The organism is Burkholderia sp. PAMC 26561 (assembly GCF_001557535.2).
In the GTDB taxonomy this organism is placed as follows: domain Bacteria; phylum Pseudomonadota; class Gammaproteobacteria; order Burkholderiales; family Burkholderiaceae; genus Caballeronia.
On the sequence record NZ_CP014307.1, the window covers coordinates 1,045,140 to 1,060,336 of the forward strand.

At 60.8% G+C, this 15,197-nt stretch carries 13 protein-coding genes; 7 read left to right on the plus strand and 6 right to left on the minus strand.

Features of this window, described 5'->3' with window-relative positions; genetic code table 11:
- Nucleotides 1-96 precede the first annotated feature (96 nt).
- The 3 genes from AXG89_RS20335 to AXG89_RS20345 form a co-directional block, all read right to left on the minus strand.
- Complete coding sequence (locus AXG89_RS20335; protein ID WP_069638399.1) at nucleotides 97-3,492, minus strand: maltotransferase domain-containing protein; 3,396 nt, start codon at nucleotides 3,490-3,492, stop codon at nucleotides 97-99.
- A gap of 367 nt (nucleotides 3,493-3,859) precedes the next feature.
- Complete coding sequence (gene glgA, locus AXG89_RS20340) at nucleotides 3,860-5,536, minus strand: glycogen synthase GlgA (RefSeq protein WP_062172093.1); 1,677 nt, start codon at nucleotides 5,534-5,536, stop codon at nucleotides 3,860-3,862.
- Between the two features lie 352 nt (nucleotides 5,537-5,888).
- Nucleotides 5,889-6,545, minus strand: coding sequence for a DUF1345 domain-containing protein (locus AXG89_RS20345; protein ID WP_062172095.1), 657 nt, complete (start codon nucleotides 6,543-6,545; stop codon nucleotides 5,889-5,891).
- A 282-nt stretch (nucleotides 6,546-6,827) separates the two neighbouring features.
- Between AXG89_RS20345 and AXG89_RS20350 the strand changes: the two genes are divergently transcribed.
- The 5 genes from AXG89_RS20350 to AXG89_RS20370 all read left to right on the plus strand — a co-directional run bounded on the left by AXG89_RS20350 (nucleotide 6,828) and on the right by AXG89_RS20370 (nucleotide 12,806).
- Entirely contained in the window at nucleotides 6,828-7,409 is a 582-nt protein-coding gene (locus AXG89_RS20350) for a sugar dehydrogenase complex small subunit (RefSeq protein ID WP_062172097.1), read from the plus strand.
- An 85-nt stretch (nucleotides 7,410-7,494) separates the two neighbouring features.
- A complete protein-coding gene (locus tag AXG89_RS20355) occupies nucleotides 7,495-9,096 on the plus strand; it encodes a GMC family oxidoreductase (protein WP_062172099.1) in 1,602 nt (533 codons plus the stop codon).
- A 113-nt stretch (nucleotides 9,097-9,209) separates the two neighbouring features.
- Entirely contained in the window at nucleotides 9,210-10,502 is a 1,293-nt protein-coding gene (locus tag AXG89_RS20360; RefSeq protein ID WP_372237070.1) for a c-type cytochrome, read from the plus strand.
- A gap of 163 nt (nucleotides 10,503-10,665) precedes the next feature.
- A complete protein-coding gene (locus AXG89_RS20365) occupies nucleotides 10,666-11,403 on the plus strand; it encodes a metallophosphoesterase (RefSeq protein WP_082771511.1) in 738 nt (245 codons plus the stop codon).
- Nucleotides 11,404-11,483: 80 nt separating this feature from the next.
- Nucleotides 11,484-12,806 carry a DNA topoisomerase IB gene (locus AXG89_RS20370; RefSeq protein ID WP_062172109.1) on the plus strand — a complete coding sequence of 441 codons (1,323 nt, stop codon included), beginning with the start codon at nucleotides 11,484-11,486 and terminating at the stop codon, nucleotides 12,804-12,806.
- Nucleotides 12,807-12,818: 12 nt separating this feature from the next.
- Here the strand turns inward: AXG89_RS20370 and AXG89_RS20375 are convergent, their stop codons facing one another.
- The 3 genes from AXG89_RS20375 to AXG89_RS20385 form a co-directional block, all read right to left on the minus strand.
- Nucleotides 12,819-13,562, minus strand: a complete 744-nt coding sequence (locus tag AXG89_RS20375; RefSeq protein ID WP_082771549.1) for an RES family NAD+ phosphorylase — start codon at nucleotides 13,560-13,562, stop codon at nucleotides 12,819-12,821.
- A complete protein-coding gene (locus tag AXG89_RS20380) occupies nucleotides 13,553-13,975 on the minus strand; it encodes an MbcA/ParS/Xre antitoxin family protein (RefSeq protein ID WP_062172111.1) in 423 nt (140 codons plus the stop codon). The genes AXG89_RS20375 and AXG89_RS20380 overlap by 10 nt, the downstream gene beginning before the upstream one ends.
- 93 nt (nucleotides 13,976-14,068) lie before the next feature.
- A complete protein-coding gene (locus AXG89_RS20385) occupies nucleotides 14,069-14,335 on the minus strand; it encodes a DUF2866 domain-containing protein (RefSeq protein ID WP_062002489.1) in 267 nt (88 codons plus the stop codon).
- A gap of 230 nt (nucleotides 14,336-14,565) precedes the next feature.
- Between AXG89_RS20385 and AXG89_RS20390 the strand changes: the two genes are divergently transcribed.
- Together AXG89_RS20390 and AXG89_RS20395 are read left to right on the plus strand one after the other, a co-directional pair.
- Nucleotides 14,566-14,796: a hypothetical protein gene (locus tag AXG89_RS20390; RefSeq protein ID WP_062172113.1), complete on the plus strand. Its 231-nt coding sequence runs from the start codon at nucleotides 14,566-14,568 to the stop codon at nucleotides 14,794-14,796.
- 19 nt (nucleotides 14,797-14,815) lie between these two features.
- The gene (locus AXG89_RS20395) at nucleotides 14,816-15,190 is read left to right on the plus strand and encodes a hypothetical protein (RefSeq protein ID WP_144029348.1); all 375 of its coding nucleotides are present in this window, start codon (nucleotides 14,816-14,818) and stop codon (nucleotides 15,188-15,190) included.
- Nucleotides 15,191-15,197 lie beyond the last annotated feature (7 nt).

The following is a 15,197-nucleotide window of genomic DNA, read 5'->3' on the forward strand; positions in this document are numbered from 1 at the left end:
CTGCTACCGGCTGTGTGAGTTGTTCTGTGCCACGTCGGCCGATGCCTTCGTGATGATCGCCTGCGCGCCGTTCAAAGGCACGCAGGCGCTTTGACTTCAGGCTGCGGTGTCCTTGCGAGGCAGGCCCCACGTCGGTGCGATTCTCCAGATCGCAAACGGCCGCGTATTGGGATCGAGTTGAATGTGCTGCCGTCGGCCGCGCCATTCAAAACGTTCGCCCGTCATCTGGTCTTCCACAGCCAGCGCGTCCCACTCCTGAACGCCCCAATCGCTCAGCGTCTTCCACGGCAGTTCAATGTCCGCGCCTTGCTCGTTGAACGGATCGAGGTTGATTGCAACCAGCACCACGTTGTCGCGTGCGGCATTGGCCTTTTCGAAGAAGAGAATGTTTTCGTTGTGGGCGGTCAGGAAGTTGACGCCGAGGTGCGAATGCAACGCCGGATTCGCCTTGCGGATACGGTTGAGCGCCGTGATCTCCCCGACGATATTCCCCGGCCGGTTCCAGTCCCACGCGCGAATCTGATACTTTTCCGAGTCCAGATATTCCTCGCTGTTCGGCAACGCGGCGGCTTCGCACAGTTCGAAACCGCTGTACACGCCCCAGAGTCCCGAGAGCGTGGCCGCGAGCGCGGCACGAATCACAAACCCGGCGCGGCCCGAACGCTGGAGGAAACGCGGGTTGATATCGGGCGTATTGACGAAGAAGTTCGGACGGAAGAATTCCTTCGCGTCGGTCTGCGTCAGGTCGTGCATGTATTCCACGAAATCGCGCTTCGACTCACGCCACGTAAAGTACGTGTACGACTGCGAGAAGCCGAGCTTGGCGAGGCGGTTCATCACGCGCGGACGCGTGAACGCTTCGGCCAGGAACATGACGTCGGGGTGACGCGCACGCACGTCGCCGATCACCCATTCCCAGAACGGCATGGGTTTGGTGTGCGGGTTGTCGACGCGGAAAATCTTGACGCCCGCCGCGATCCAGAACAGGAACACGTCGCGCAGCGAAAGCCACAACTCGGGTTTCGCGTCCTTCGCATAGAAGTCCGGATTCACGATGTCCTGGTACTTCTTCGGCGGATTTTCGGCGTACCGCAAGGTGCCGTCAGGACGCCATGCGAACCATGTAGGGTGTTCCTTCAGCCACGGATGATCCGGCGAGCACTGCACCGCGAAGTCGAGCGCGATTTCCAGGCCGTGCGCACGTGCTGCATCGAGCATGCGCTTGAAGTCATCCAGATTGCCGAGTTCCGGATGCACCGCGTCGTGACCGCCTTCCTTGCCGCCGATGGCGTAAGGGCTGCCCACATCGCCGGGCTGGGCCGTGAGCGTATTGTTCTTGCCTTTCCGGTTCGAAATGCCAATCGGGTTGATCGGCGGGAAGTACAGCACGTCGAAGCCCATCTCGCGGATGCGCGGCATCTTGCCGATTACATCGATAAACGTGCCGTGACGGTTTTCATCGTCGCTCATGGAGCGCGGGAAGATCTCGTACCAGCTTGCAAAGCGCGCGGCGGCGCGTTCGGCGTCGATCCGGTACGTCACCGGATCGCGCGACAGGAACGGACGATGCCGCGCCGCTTCGATGGCCTGCGCCGTTTCCGGCGACAAAGCCAGCGCGAGACGTGTCTCGCCATCGGCTTTCGCGAACTGCTTGACGATGCCTTCCAGCGGTTCCGTTTGCGACCCTTCAGTTGTCTTCACTTCGGCGAGGATCAATGCGAACAGGTGCCGCAACTCCTCGAGTTCCAGTTCGACGGTCTGCTCGGCCTTGAGCTTTTTCTGCATGTGATCGATGAGCGATGCAAAGTCGTCGCGCCACGCAATCACCGTGAATTCATGCCGGCCGAGCCGGTCGAGCGGAATGCTGGTCGTCCACAAGTCGTTGCCAAGCGGAATGACCGGAAGCATCTTGGCTTCATGCCAGTCGGTTTCGTCGGCGGCGCGCCACTGCACTGCAGCCGCGATCTTGTCGTGCCCTTCCGCGAAGATAGCAGCCGTGATTTCGGCGGCTTCGCCCACAATCCGCTTCGCCGGGAAGCGCCCGTGATCCACCGACGGTTCCACGCTTTCGATCATCACGCGCGGGGCGACGAGCGCCTCGTTCACCGATTTTTTATCGGCGGATTTCGCGCCGCGTTTGACTTGGGGTTGCGCGAGCAGGATCGGCGGCTCGGACGCGCCGCGCAACAGGCGGACTTCGCCCGGCTGCAGCAGGAAAGGTTTCAGCGGCAGCGGCGTTTCGGTGGTGTCTTCATCGATCGCACGGAACCGCGTGAAGTTGCCTGGAGCACCATCGAGCAAATGACGTGTATCGACATAAACCGGCTTTGTCAGGTCGGCGTTGAGCACGATCAGCGCGGCTTCGCTCGCCGTCCGCAAGTCCGGGCCGCTGCCGCGCAGGATTGCCGCGTACGGCGTGCCGGGACCGGTCAGCGTGCGCAACTCGCCGGTGCTGGCTAGCGCCGCGGAGTTGCGTTGCAACGCGTTTGCGTGTGCCACTTCCGCCGACACATTGAAGCGCGCGCTTTCCTTCGCACGATGAAATTCTTCCGCGCTGCCGTGGTTGTACGAGAGCGGTTGCGTGAGGCCGTACTCGAAACCCATGGGAACCAGCACGCCGGTACCTATGCCCGCCGCCGTGTACAACGCGCGCCTGTAAGCCCGTTCCACAAGCGATGAATCGCTGGTGTCGGGAAGATCGTTGAGCAGGCGCGTGCCGTACGGTTCTTCGGGAAATGCGATCGGCGGCGCGATGCGGAACAGGGCCGCGTGTTCATCGAAGAGCCAGTTGCTTTGAAAGTCCCACCATCTCGCCGATGAAAACACCGAATCGAAACCGGCATCGGCGAGGTTCGCCAGATCATGACGGTTGACGCCGACCGTCCACGCAAGCCATTTGGTTTGCGGATGACGTTCGCGCACAGCCGCGCCCAGGCGGCGCCAGACATGCGCGGGCACCTTCTGCGGCGCTTCGAAGCGAAAGCCGCCAATGCCGGCATCGGCGATCAGCATCAATTCTCGCGCCCACCATTCGGTCAGCGCGTGGGCCGCTTCGCCATCGCCGAAATTGGCGTGCGCGACGCTTTCCTCATGCGGTGCCGTACGCGGATCAAGCCGCGCTTCGGCCGCTTCGAACGGATGAAACCAGTGACGGTTTTCCTGGAACAGGCCGCCTTCGGCGCTGACGCGGTCGAGGTTGATATCGACGAGCAATGTCAGCCCGTGCTTCTCAGCCTGGCTTGCGAGCAAACGCAGGCCTTCCGCTGCTGGAAGATCGGACTCAAATGCGGGATGCAGCTTGTGATGGTCGGCTACCGCCTGTCGGTGCCCGTTCTTGCCGGGCAGAAAGGGCGCGCCGATCAGGACATGATCGAAGCCGAGCGCTGCTGCGTGCTCGAATTGTGCGGGCCATTGGGACAATGGTCCGACGAGAAGCGGGTCGATGAAATAGATTCGTGGCGCATACGCGTGAAGCATGTGATGGTGTTCCATCGGTCGTCTTTTCCAGTTCGTCCTGCTATGGCGTGGATGCGGGAAAACGCGATCGCGCTCAACCAGGCAATAAACCACCGCACGAACGTCTACGGCAAACGAGCCTCAGACAGTCTTCAAGCACCAATTCCGGGGTTTCGAGTGCGGTACGTATCTTCATGAAGCTGTCATGCGCGATACGTCGTTCGGTGCGGCGCCAGGGTCGCGTTCTAGGACACAGCACGTAGCGTGCCGCGCCGGAGCTGACTTCCGGCTTGGGCGTCGGGGCCTCGCTTCAGGTCAGACGACCACCGCCCGCCGCGCTTCTATCAGCGTGGCGGGCGGCAACTGCATAACCGTATCATCGAACAGTGAGATGCGAACGCTTTCAGGCGCTGCGTGCGACAAATTGCGACCGTTCTCCATCGTGACGGTCGTGACGGCTTGCAGCGGCAGCGGGCGCTGCCATGGCGGCGATGGCCGGTACCGCCGGCGTATGAACCGGCACGCGGCGTGTGCGCAGCGGCGTCTTTGCGGGACGTGCGTCCGTGAGGCCCGCGTAGAGCTGGATGTATTTGGCAACTGCATGGTTCCAGCCGTAGTCGCGGGCCATTGCGTTGCGTTGCAGCGTGCGCCATTGTTGAGGGCGCATGAAAGCGTGAATGGCGCGCGTGACCGCAACCACCATGTCATGAGTCGCTTCGCCATCGAAGAGAAAACCGGTAGCCGGACGTGACGATGTCGCGCCTTCGAAGCTGCCCAGGCTTTCAACCGGCGAAGACTGAAAGCCTTCCTGCAGCGACGATGCTTCGGCCGCATCCACGATGGTGTCCGCCAGTCCGCCCACACGCGATGCAACCGGCAGGGTGCCGTAACGCATCGCGTAGATTTGCGTCAAGCCGCACGGCTCGAAGCGGCTGCCATGCAGCAGGATATCGGCGCCGGAATGCAGGACATGCGCGCGGCGCTCGTCGTAGCCAATATGCACGCCGATGCGATCCGGCCACGTTTGCGCCAGACGTTGGAACGCGGTTTCGAGATGCGCTTCGCCTTTGCCGATCACCGCGATCTGCAAACGCGGGTGCTGTTCTAGGAGCGCGGGGATGGCATCGATCACGACATCGGCCATTTTTTGCGATGTCATCCGGCTACCGATGGCAATCACCGGCGCGAACGGATCGACAGGTAGCCCGAACATCTGTTGCAGTTCGCGCTTGCAAGCGTGTTTGCCGCGCATATCCTCGAAACAATAGTTGCGCGCGATCTGCGTGTCGGTCATCGGGTCCCATGCACCGACATCGATGCCATTGATGATGCCCGACAGCTTCTCTGCATAACATTGCAGGACGCCTTCCATCAAATGACCAAAGCGCGGCGTGAGAATTTCGCGGGCATAGGTCTCGCTGACGGTCGCGACGTGATCAGCGTGGACGATGCCCGCTTTCATCAGACTCAACGCGCCATAAAATTCGATGCTCTTTTGTTCGGTCAACGCCGGCACGAGCCACTTGGCCGGAACGCCGAGCGCTGCACCAAGCGAGAGCGAATAGTTGCCCTGGAACGCCAGATTGTGGATCGTGAAAACGCTTTTTGCGTGCACGCCCGCGTGCTTCATCAAAAGCGGCGTGAGGCCGGAATGCCAGTCATGTGCATGCACGATGTCAGGCTTCTTGAAGCCGCGAACGCCTTCGGCCAACCGGACCGCCGCCGCCGAAAGCGAAGCGAACCGGATGGCGTTGTCTTCGTAGTCGCGTCCCTTGGCATCCTGGTAAAGCCCGTCGCGTGCGTACAGGTGATCCATGCGCAACAGGATCACAGGCACGCCGGTGTCGGGCATGCGGCCGCGATACAACGCGCCGTCACCGCCCGGGAGGCCCGTCAATGAAGCAACCTTCTGCAATCCATCGACCATTTGCAATGCGTTCGGATACGACGGCAACAGTATGGCGGCATCGACTCCCGCTTCACGTAACGCCGCGGCGTATGCGCTGACCATGTCACCCAGTCCGCCAGTTTTGGCAAGCGGCACGGCCTCCGAAGCGACAAGCAATACGTTCAAGGACAAAGCTGACTCCTGGCGTCTGAAAGATGAATAGCGATGGGCTGCGCTCGGCCGGTTGAATGGCGGCGCACGCGACCGGTGCTCTTATCGGAGGGATGAGGGATGCGGAGTTCTTTAGAGCAAACGTTGTGCCATGCAGCATGGTTTTTCCCAAAACCGCGGGAAAGCGTTAGGTACGCCACTCACAAACGAACACGCTACGCCGGACAGAAGACAGACATTTGACGCCGTGTAAAAAAGCACCCGCCGGGAACGGCGTTTTTACACAGCGGTAACTGGAATGCTTATACAGATCGACTCAGGAAGTTAAGACCGAAAGTTAATAAAGCGCCAGCAATAATTGCTCGCCGGCACTTTACGAGCCTAATAACCCGGCAGCAGTGTTCACGCACAAACCCAGCACGGCCGCATTGAAAAAGAACGACAAAACCGATTGCGCCAACGCAGTGCGCCTCACTTCCGTAGAGCGCAATACCACGTCAGACGTTTGCGATGCCACCGCGATAGTGAACGAGAAATACAGGAAGTCCCAATAGTCGGGTTTCAGATGAGTATCGGGAAATTTCAGCGATGTCTCGTCTTGCGACTGATAGTAATGACGCGCGTAGTGGAGAGTGAACATGGTGGGGATGAGGAACCATGCGCCGAACATAGTGATGCCTGTCAGCAAATAGTTAGGTAATGCGCTGCGAAAGCCCATGTTCTTTGCACTGGCGAGTTCCGCGATGATCGCGACAATACTTGCGAGCGCCGCAAGACTCACAATCAACAAGACCATGCCGGCGTTTTCATCCTCTCGCGCTGCGAGCTTCTGCACTTCGTCCTGGTGCGCCCGCCACATTTGAATCCATATGAGCACGAGATACAGCCATACGGTAGTGTCCCAACCAACGAGGCCACGCACGAGCGGGCGCAAGTCATATGGAACCAAAATTGCGGCAATCACACCAATGATCAAAGCAATAATCGCCCTTGGGCGATATCGCACTACGTTGGGAAGCATGAAATTCATTTTTATCGTGGCCTTGTGATGGCGGTAATCGCGTTAAGCTGTCGCGCCGCGATTATTGCCCGTGTAGCTTTCAAACTTCAACGGGCGTCGAGCGCGGTTCTTCATGTTGACGCGCGCTCTGACTTCACCCCACGGCCTCAAATCATTTTCAAAGATATCGGCAAGGCATGTCTGACAGACCGTGTCGGACCGACCGTGTCTAACAGGCCGTGTCTGCCCGCTCTTGCCGATCATTGCTTTGTGCAAAACGCGTAACGGACACCAACCCCGGACAACCAACCCATGAGACAGCTTCAAGATCCCCCTGCGCCCGCTGATTCAGCCAGGCACTCCGCCGCCCGGCGGCGTTTCGTGCTCGGCGCGTGCGCGTCGGCGGTGGCGCTCGCTTTTGCATCGGCGGGAATGGGCTTTCCATCGTTATTCACACAGGCTTTCGCCGATACCCCGCCTGCAGGCCTTGAAGGCTTCCTCCTGCTCTCGCGCAAGCTGACCGGCCGCACGAGCTTCGACCCCGCGTTGGCGCAGCGCGTGTATGACGCGTTATCGAATTCGGACAGCGAGTTTGTCGCGAACGTGAGCGCGCTCAACGTGTGGCTTGCGGCGCATGGCGGGGTGCCATCGGATACCGTCACGCAGGCGCTCAAGGCAGACACGCCCAAGCTTGCCGGCACCGTCACGGCTGTCATACGCGCGTGGTATCTCGGTCTTGTCGGCGACGGGCAGCATACAAGCGTCGTGGCGTACGAACGTGCACTCATGTTCGATCCCGTAAGCGATGTGCTGACCATCCCTTCATATTGCCGCGATGTGCCGTTCTACTGGACGCAAAAGCCGCCGGCAGTCGGCGCGCCCAAGGCCGCCTGATCCGAGCCATATAAGAATCACGCGGTCGCGCTGCTGGACAGCGCGACCGAAGCATAAAAGCAGCACCTCACAGGACAATACAAAAATGGCAAATTCGAATTCGGCCGATGTCGTGGTCGTCGGATCCGGTGTCGCGGGCGGTCTGGTAGCCCATCAGCTCGCAAGCGCGGGCGCATCCGTGATCCTCCTCGAAGCCGGGCCGCGCATTCCGCGCTGGCAGATCGTCGAAAATTTCCGCAACTCGCCCGCGAAAGCGGATTTTGCAACGCCGTATCCATCGACGCCTTACGCGCCGCATCCCGAGTATTCGCCCGAGAACAACTATCTGATCCAGAAGGGCGAGTACCCGTATGCGTCGCAATACTTGCGGCTCGTGGGCGGGACGACTTGGCATTGGGCTGCCGCGGCGTGGCGTCTGCTTCCCGCCGACTTCAAGATCCGGACGCTGTATGGCGTGGGCCGCGACTGGCCGATCTCCTACGAAACGCTCGAACCGTGGTATCAGGCAGCCGAGGTGCAACTGGGTGTATCGGGTCCGGGCCATGATGTCGATCTCGGTTCGCCGCGCTCGAAACCGTATCCGATGGACATGTTGCCGCTTTCCTACATGGACCAGCGTTTCTCCGATGTCCTCAACGCCGAATCGTTTCACGTCGTGCCGGAACCGGTTGCGCGCAACAGCCGCCCGTACGATTCGCGCCCGACCTGCTGCGGCAATAACAACTGCATGCCCATCTGCCCGATCGCGGCCATGTACAACGGCGTCACGCATGCCGAAAAAGCTGAACGCGCGGGCGCGAGGCTGATCCCGCAAGCCGTGGTCTACAAGATCGAAGCCGACGACAAAGGCCTGATCACCGCCGTCCATTACAAGGACCCGAACGGCAACAGCACGCGTGTGACGGGCAAGCTGTTCGTGCTGGCGGCGAACGGCATCGAAACGCCGAAGCTGATGTTGCAATCGGCTTCGGATACGTTCAAGAACGGCATTGGCAACAGCTCCGATCAGGTCGGCCGCAACCTCATGGACCACCCCGGAACGGGCGTCACGTTCCTCGCCAACGAGACCTTGTGGCCGGGACGCGGCCCCATGGAAATGACGTCCATCGTCAATTTCCGCGATGGCGCGTTCCGTTCCGAATACGCGGCGAAAAAGCTGCATTTGTCGAATGGCGTGCCGACCATGGCGATCACCGCAGATCTCATTGCGAAGGGTTTGAGCGGCGCCGAGCTCGACCGGCAGATCCGCGACCGCGCTGCACGCACCATGAACATCAACAGCTTCCACGAGCATCTTGCCGAACCGCAGAATCGCGTGTTGCCTTCGTCGGATCACAAGGATTCGCTCGGCATTCCGCAACCCGAGATCTATTACTCCATCAACGACTACGTAAAGAAAAGCGCCGCCGATACACGCACGCACTACGCGCGCATCGCGGAACTGTTCGGCGGCACGGAGATCACCTTCGACGACAAATTTGCCCCGAACAACCACATCATGGGCACGGCCATCATGGGCGCGGACCCGAAGGATTCCGTGGTCGATACCGAATGCCGCACGCACGACCATCCGAATCTGTTCGTGGCCGGAAGCGCGGTGATGCCGACGGCGGCATCGGTGAACTGCACGCTGACGCTGTCCGCGTTGTCGCTGCGTCTCGCCGACAAACTGAAGAAAGAACTTTGATGGCGCGCCGACGGAGATCCACGATGAAGAACCACGAACCCCGCGACGCCCGCACGATCACAAAACGTTTTGGCGGTGCGCTCGCCGTGCTTGCGCTCGCCGTAGCCGGCGCGATGAATTTTCACTCACTGATAGAACCCGCACAGGCGCAAACAGCCGCTGGCGCTGCGAACGGTGCGGAGACGGCCACGACCGTCAAGGACAATCAGGCCGGCGCCGACCTGATCAAGCGCGGCGAATATCTCGCGCGCGCGGGCGATTGCATCGCGTGTCATACCGCCGACAAAGCCCGCCCCTTCGCCGGCGGCCTGCCCATCAACACGCCGTTCGGGACCATCTACACGCCGAATATCACGAGCGATCCGGACACGGGGATTGGACGATGGACCGACGCCGATTTCGTGCGCGCGATGCACGAGGGTATCGGCAAGGGCGGCGAGCGGCTGTATCCGGCGTTCCCGTACGCGGACTACACGAAAGTCACCTCCGGCGATGTGCTCGCCATCCGCGCCTATCTCAACACGCTCGCGCCGATCCACTACACGCCGCCGCGCAACGAGATGTCGTTTCCTTTCAACCAGCGCTGGCTGATGGTGTTCTGGAACATGTTCAACTTCAAGGAAGGGCGTTTCGTGCCCGACCCGAAGCAAAGCGCCGAGTGGAATCGTGGGGCGTATCTGGTCGAAGGCCTGGCGCATTGCGAGGAATGCCATACGCCGCGCAACGTCACGCAAGGCCTGAAGTCCGGCGAACGTTTCAGCGGCGCCGAACTGTCGGGCTGGCACGCCTACAACATCACGCCTGACAAGAACGCGGGCGTCGGCAACTGGACGGACGATGAACTCGCGCAATATCTCGCCACCGGCGCCGTGCACGGCCGTGCGAACGCAGCCGGCCCGATGGCCGATGTGATTCAGAACAGCACGCAATACATGACGCCTGAGGACTTGCGTTCCATGGTCGCCTACTTGCGCACGGTTCCCGCGCAAAGTGGCGGCGATACCCATCCGCGCGCTTCCTTCGGCAAGCCGACCAGCCAGGACGTCATCGCAATGCGCGGCACGCAGGTGAGCGGCGTGAACGGCGCGCAGTTGTTTATCGCCAATTGCGCGACCTGCCATAGCTGGACCGGCGAGGGACGCGGCGGCAGTGCGGCGGGCGCATATCCGTCGCTGATTCATAACAGCGTGGTCGGGGCATCGGCGGCGAACAACCTGACCATGGTGATGCTCCACGGCGTGAATCGCGAGACGAAAACAGCAAATGTCTTCATGCCGGCCTTCGCCGATCAACTCAATGACGAGCAAATCGCCGCCATCAGCAACTACGTCACGAAGACTTTCGGCAATCCGCAATCGACCACAACCGCTGCTGAAGTTGCCAAATTGCGCGCAACACCGCAGTAGAGGAACGGAAATTGCGTAGTAAATGCAAGTTTGTGCGGTGCGGCACGGCAAATTTTGCCTTGTCGCGCCGCGAAGATTGCTTATCGGCGTCACCGGTTTCAAAATGTGAACTTGCTTTTTAGTTTGGGCGCGCTTGTGCGCCGTGTACGAAGAAGATTTGGCTATGACTGCTGCTACATATCCCGTCGTTTGCTGGCATCCGGCGAACAAATCAGGCCGTGACCTCGTGGTTGGCGACGTGCATGGTTGCGTCGATGCGTTGCGTTATCTGCTCAACGAAATCGGCTTCGATAGCACGCATGACCGGCTGTTTTCCGTCGGCGATCTGGTCGATCGCGGCAGCGACTCGCTTGCGGCGCTCGATCTGATCGATCAACCCTGGTTTTATCCGGTGCTCGGTAACCACGAAGACGCCCTGTGCGCCGTCGCTGACGGGCGCATGAAGCGCCACGTCTGGTATTCGATTGGCGGCGCGTGGGCATCGAATCTGTCCGATGAGCAGTTACAGCGCCTTGCTGCAAAGCTGGCAAGCGTGCCGCTCGTGCGCATAGTCGGGGACGGCGCGTCGCGGTTCAACGTGCTGCACGCGGAGTTTTTCGGCAGCGACGCCGACCTCGAAGTGGCCTATTTCCCCGATGAAGTCCGCCAGCAACTGCTGTGGGGAAGGTCGCTCGCGCTCGGGACGGGAAAGCCTTCCATGCAGCGGGGTTTGTCGCCAACGTACTGCGGGCATACGCCGGTGAAGGCCATCAAGCAGATCGGGGCGCAGATCTTTATCGATACCGGTGCATACACGGACGATGGCCGTCTGACCATTGTCGAGGCTGGAACGGATCAACGCTGGTCAGTCAAGCAGGGCTGGGCGAAAGGCGCCGGTTCGCTTGCCGAGGGGTTCCGATAGTCCGGGAGAACGTCCGCGGCATTCCTTTTGCTTAGATCTCGTAAACCGCCCGACGGGCGACCCTTGCGAGACTAGCAACAATGCCGACCTCATCAGTCACCGACTCCGTTATCGATTCATCCCCTGATATCAAAGGCTGCCCGGAAGACTTGCCGCCGGGTCTGCGCTATGTGGACGACGCCCGCGCGGGCTACACGCGCGAGTGGAAAAACGGCGCGTTCGTCTACTTCAATACGCAGGGCAAGCAACTCTCCGACGATGCCGACATCAAGCGCATCAATGCCCTGGCCATTCCGCCTGCGTACACGAATGTGTGGATCTGCCCGGACTCGCGCGGACATCTGCAAGCCACCGGACGCGATGCGCGAGGCCGCAAGCAGTACAGATATCACCCGCAATGGCGTGAAACCCGCGACGCCACCAAGTACGAACGCATGCTCGCCTTCAGTGCAGTCCTGCCGAAACTGCGCGCCCGCGTGACCCGCGATCTCGATCTGCCAGGCATGCCGCGCGACAAGGTTTTAGCGACCGTCGTCAGGCTGCTCGACACCACGCTCGTGCGAGTCGGCAGCGAGGAATATGCGCGCGAAAACAAGTCCTATGGCCTGACCACGCTGCGCAAAAAGCATCTCAGCGTGAAATCCGGCACGCTGCGCTTCCAGTTTCGCGGCAAGAGCGGGATTGAACACGATGTATCGGTGAGTGATCCGCGGATTGCGAAAATCGTGAAGCGATGCATGGACTTGCCGGGACACGAACTCTTCCAGTATCTCGATGCCGATGGCCAGCGCCACGCCATCAGTTCTTCGGACATCAACGACTATCTCCACGAAATCACCGGCGCAGATTTCACTGCGAAGGATTATCGGACGTGGGCGGGCAGCGTGTTTGCGCTCGCGGCGCTGCGCAAGCTCGCGTGGGAAACCGTCACCGAAGCGCGCAAGCACGTGGTGGGGACGATCAAGGAAGTATCGAAGATGTTGCGCAATACGCCAGCCGTCTGCCGCAAATGTTATGTGCATCCGGCGGTGATCGAAGCATTCGAAGCAGGCCAGCTCGCCGATGAACTGCCGGCGTCGCGCCGGTCGGGGCTCAAATCCGACGAGGCCACGCTCGCGATATTTCTCGAGCAGGACGCGAAGCGCCGCGCGCGCGAAGCGGCTCGTGCGAGGAAAGGCAAGGCGAATACGGCGGACCCCAGCCTGGCCCGGCTGCTGACCAAGTCCAGCCAGAAAGCTGCGGCGTTGAAAAATTCGGGGAAGGACGTGAAGACGGAAGCGCTGGCCGCGGTAAAAGCGGCGTCGGTCAAGCCAGCATCGCCAAAAGTGAAATCCAAAGCGGCGCGGCCGGCGACGAAAAAGATCGGACGCGTCCGATCGCCGACGGCGGTCGCCATCGGCTGATCAGCGCAAGGTTCAACCGACCTTGCTCATCTCGTAGACACTGGTCACGGTCTCGCCGTCCCATTCGTATTCCAGATACGCAGCGTGGTGGCAATCGTGCAGCAAGGTCGTCCGGAATGCGGCGAGGCATTCGCCACCCTCATCCCGCACCGACGGATACGCAATACCGCGCACGCCGGCTTTGCGCGCCGCGCGTCCGAGCGCCTGCCCCGCCGCATAGTCCGATGGCGAAAGGATCTCCGGATCGAGCGAATTTTGCGTCAGGCGTCCGGCGCAGAGATCGAGCACTTCCCCATGAGCCGATACCGTGTAGAGCCGCATCTGCTGTCGCAGCGGCGCCTGCCGGGTATGCGCGAGAAAGAGCGCGGAGTGGTATCGCGTTTCTTCGATGGCAGTGCGCCTTTCACGCGCGCAGTAAAACACGCCGTAGGTGCCGTCGGAGAAGCGGCTGCCGTTCGGATTCAGATGGGTGAACGCGGCCATGATCGGGCCGTAACCCGCGCCGAAGCGGCGTTCGTCCGACGGGACCAGGTCCAGATCGCCCAGCTCGGTTCGCAGACGGTCATTGGTCATGGCTTCGAGCGCGTAAAGAGCATCGAAATCCTGCGGCGACGCTACGCGATCAAACAGATTGACGGCCGGAAAACGCGTCGGTATCACGCGATACGCCGGTGTCCAGTCAAATTCAGCATGCGGCCAGCGAGCACGCCAGTCGTTTTCCGCCTCTGGCACATTGGATAGATCGCTCACGCCCAGCCGCCTCGCATTGCGTCCAGATATTGCCGCACCGCCACCAGGTCGCTCACATTGCCCGCCAGCATGCGGTCGAGCGCGCGCCGTCCGCCGAAGGGCGGCGCGGTATTCGCGCGCTTGATCCAGCCATCGGACGCTTCGGGTTGGGGCAACAGGATTTGCAGCGCTTTGTAGATGCCGAGAATCAGCGAGAGCCGCTCGAGCGTGTCGCGGCCAAGCCGCGCGGTTTCCGGCGCACCTTTCCATTTGAAGAACGTTGAACGGCCGGGAGAGCCGAGCAAAACAATTTGCTCGTCGGCGGAAAGGGTCCAGTCACTCGCGATATTGAAAAACGCGCGCAGACCGGCCGCGGACATATCGGCAATGGACGGTTGGGGCGCCGGTACGGGGCGCGGGGCGCGTTGAGCGCGGGGCATGGGGTGAGTCTCTTTTTGAACTAAAATTCTATATTAGTCCATTTATGGACTTAATCAAGTTCTTTCGAGAATCTGCCTGCACCCACCCGTCAGTCAGATGCTTCCGTCGGAATCCGTCGGTCCGTAGCGCCGCCCGGTTATGTGCGCGCGAAGCACTTCCGCAATTTCCGATGTCGTGAATTCCGCCGGCACTACGCTCAACTGGCTGCACGGATCGCTCTTGCGCGCCCATTCAACCATCCTGTACGCCTTGCCCCAGGGCCGCTCGACGGCTTCGGACAGGCGGCACTGATGCAACGGCAATGCGTGCTCGGTTTTCATCGTCGATTTGATGTTCTGAAACGATGCGCTGGCGGCCATGGCGTGTCCTCGCGTGAAAGCCCCGGTGAAAAAGGCGCCAGAGACTGGCGGTAATGAAAGCTCGCGTTTTGAAATGTGCCCTCCGACAATTAAGCGCAGCTTAAATGCGACGGGTTTACACGCGTACTTCCCTTCCCACGCGAACGCCGCACGCAAGTCTCACCAAGACTTTTCTCCCGCGCGGCATTACTGTATATTCATACAGGTTGATGCTCTTGCATAGACACGAAATGAACCGTCCTGATACTCATTCTTCTGCTGAGGCCGCCGCGCTCGCGCGCTATGTGCAGGCAACGCGCGCGGTATCGGCAGCGTTCGACGCCACCCGCGCCGAACCGGAACCCGGCGCTGGCGGCGGCACGGTCGCTCTGGCGCTGCAGAGGCTTGACAACGCCTTGCTTGAGCTCGACACATCGCAGCGCTCGCTCGACGCTATACTTTCGCGCGCTGGTGGACACTGAACAATCTGGAGCGTTTGCTGTGAGACCTGTTTTATCCGCACTTTCCTCGAACGTCGCGCTTGCTTTGCTGGCTGGTTCCATGAGTTTCGGCTCTGCCGCGGCCGTGGCTGCCGAACGTTATGTCGAAGTCTGGAATCCGCCCGAGTCGCAGTTGCATACGCCGAACACCAGGACGCGCAGCGTCGTGTCGGCGCAAGCAAAGAAAAAGCGCAAGGGCGGACCGGCCGTCAAGCAAGTCGCCGACAGAACCACGACCCCGCCGCCGGCATTGACGGTTGCGCCTTCGGCATCTCCCTCAAGTACGGGGCGCGCGAAGACCGCGCCGAAAGGGATCGACTCGTTGCCCAAGCTGCCGCCGCTGATCGGCCCGGACGGGCGCGTGCTTCGCGTGTAATTTCGGC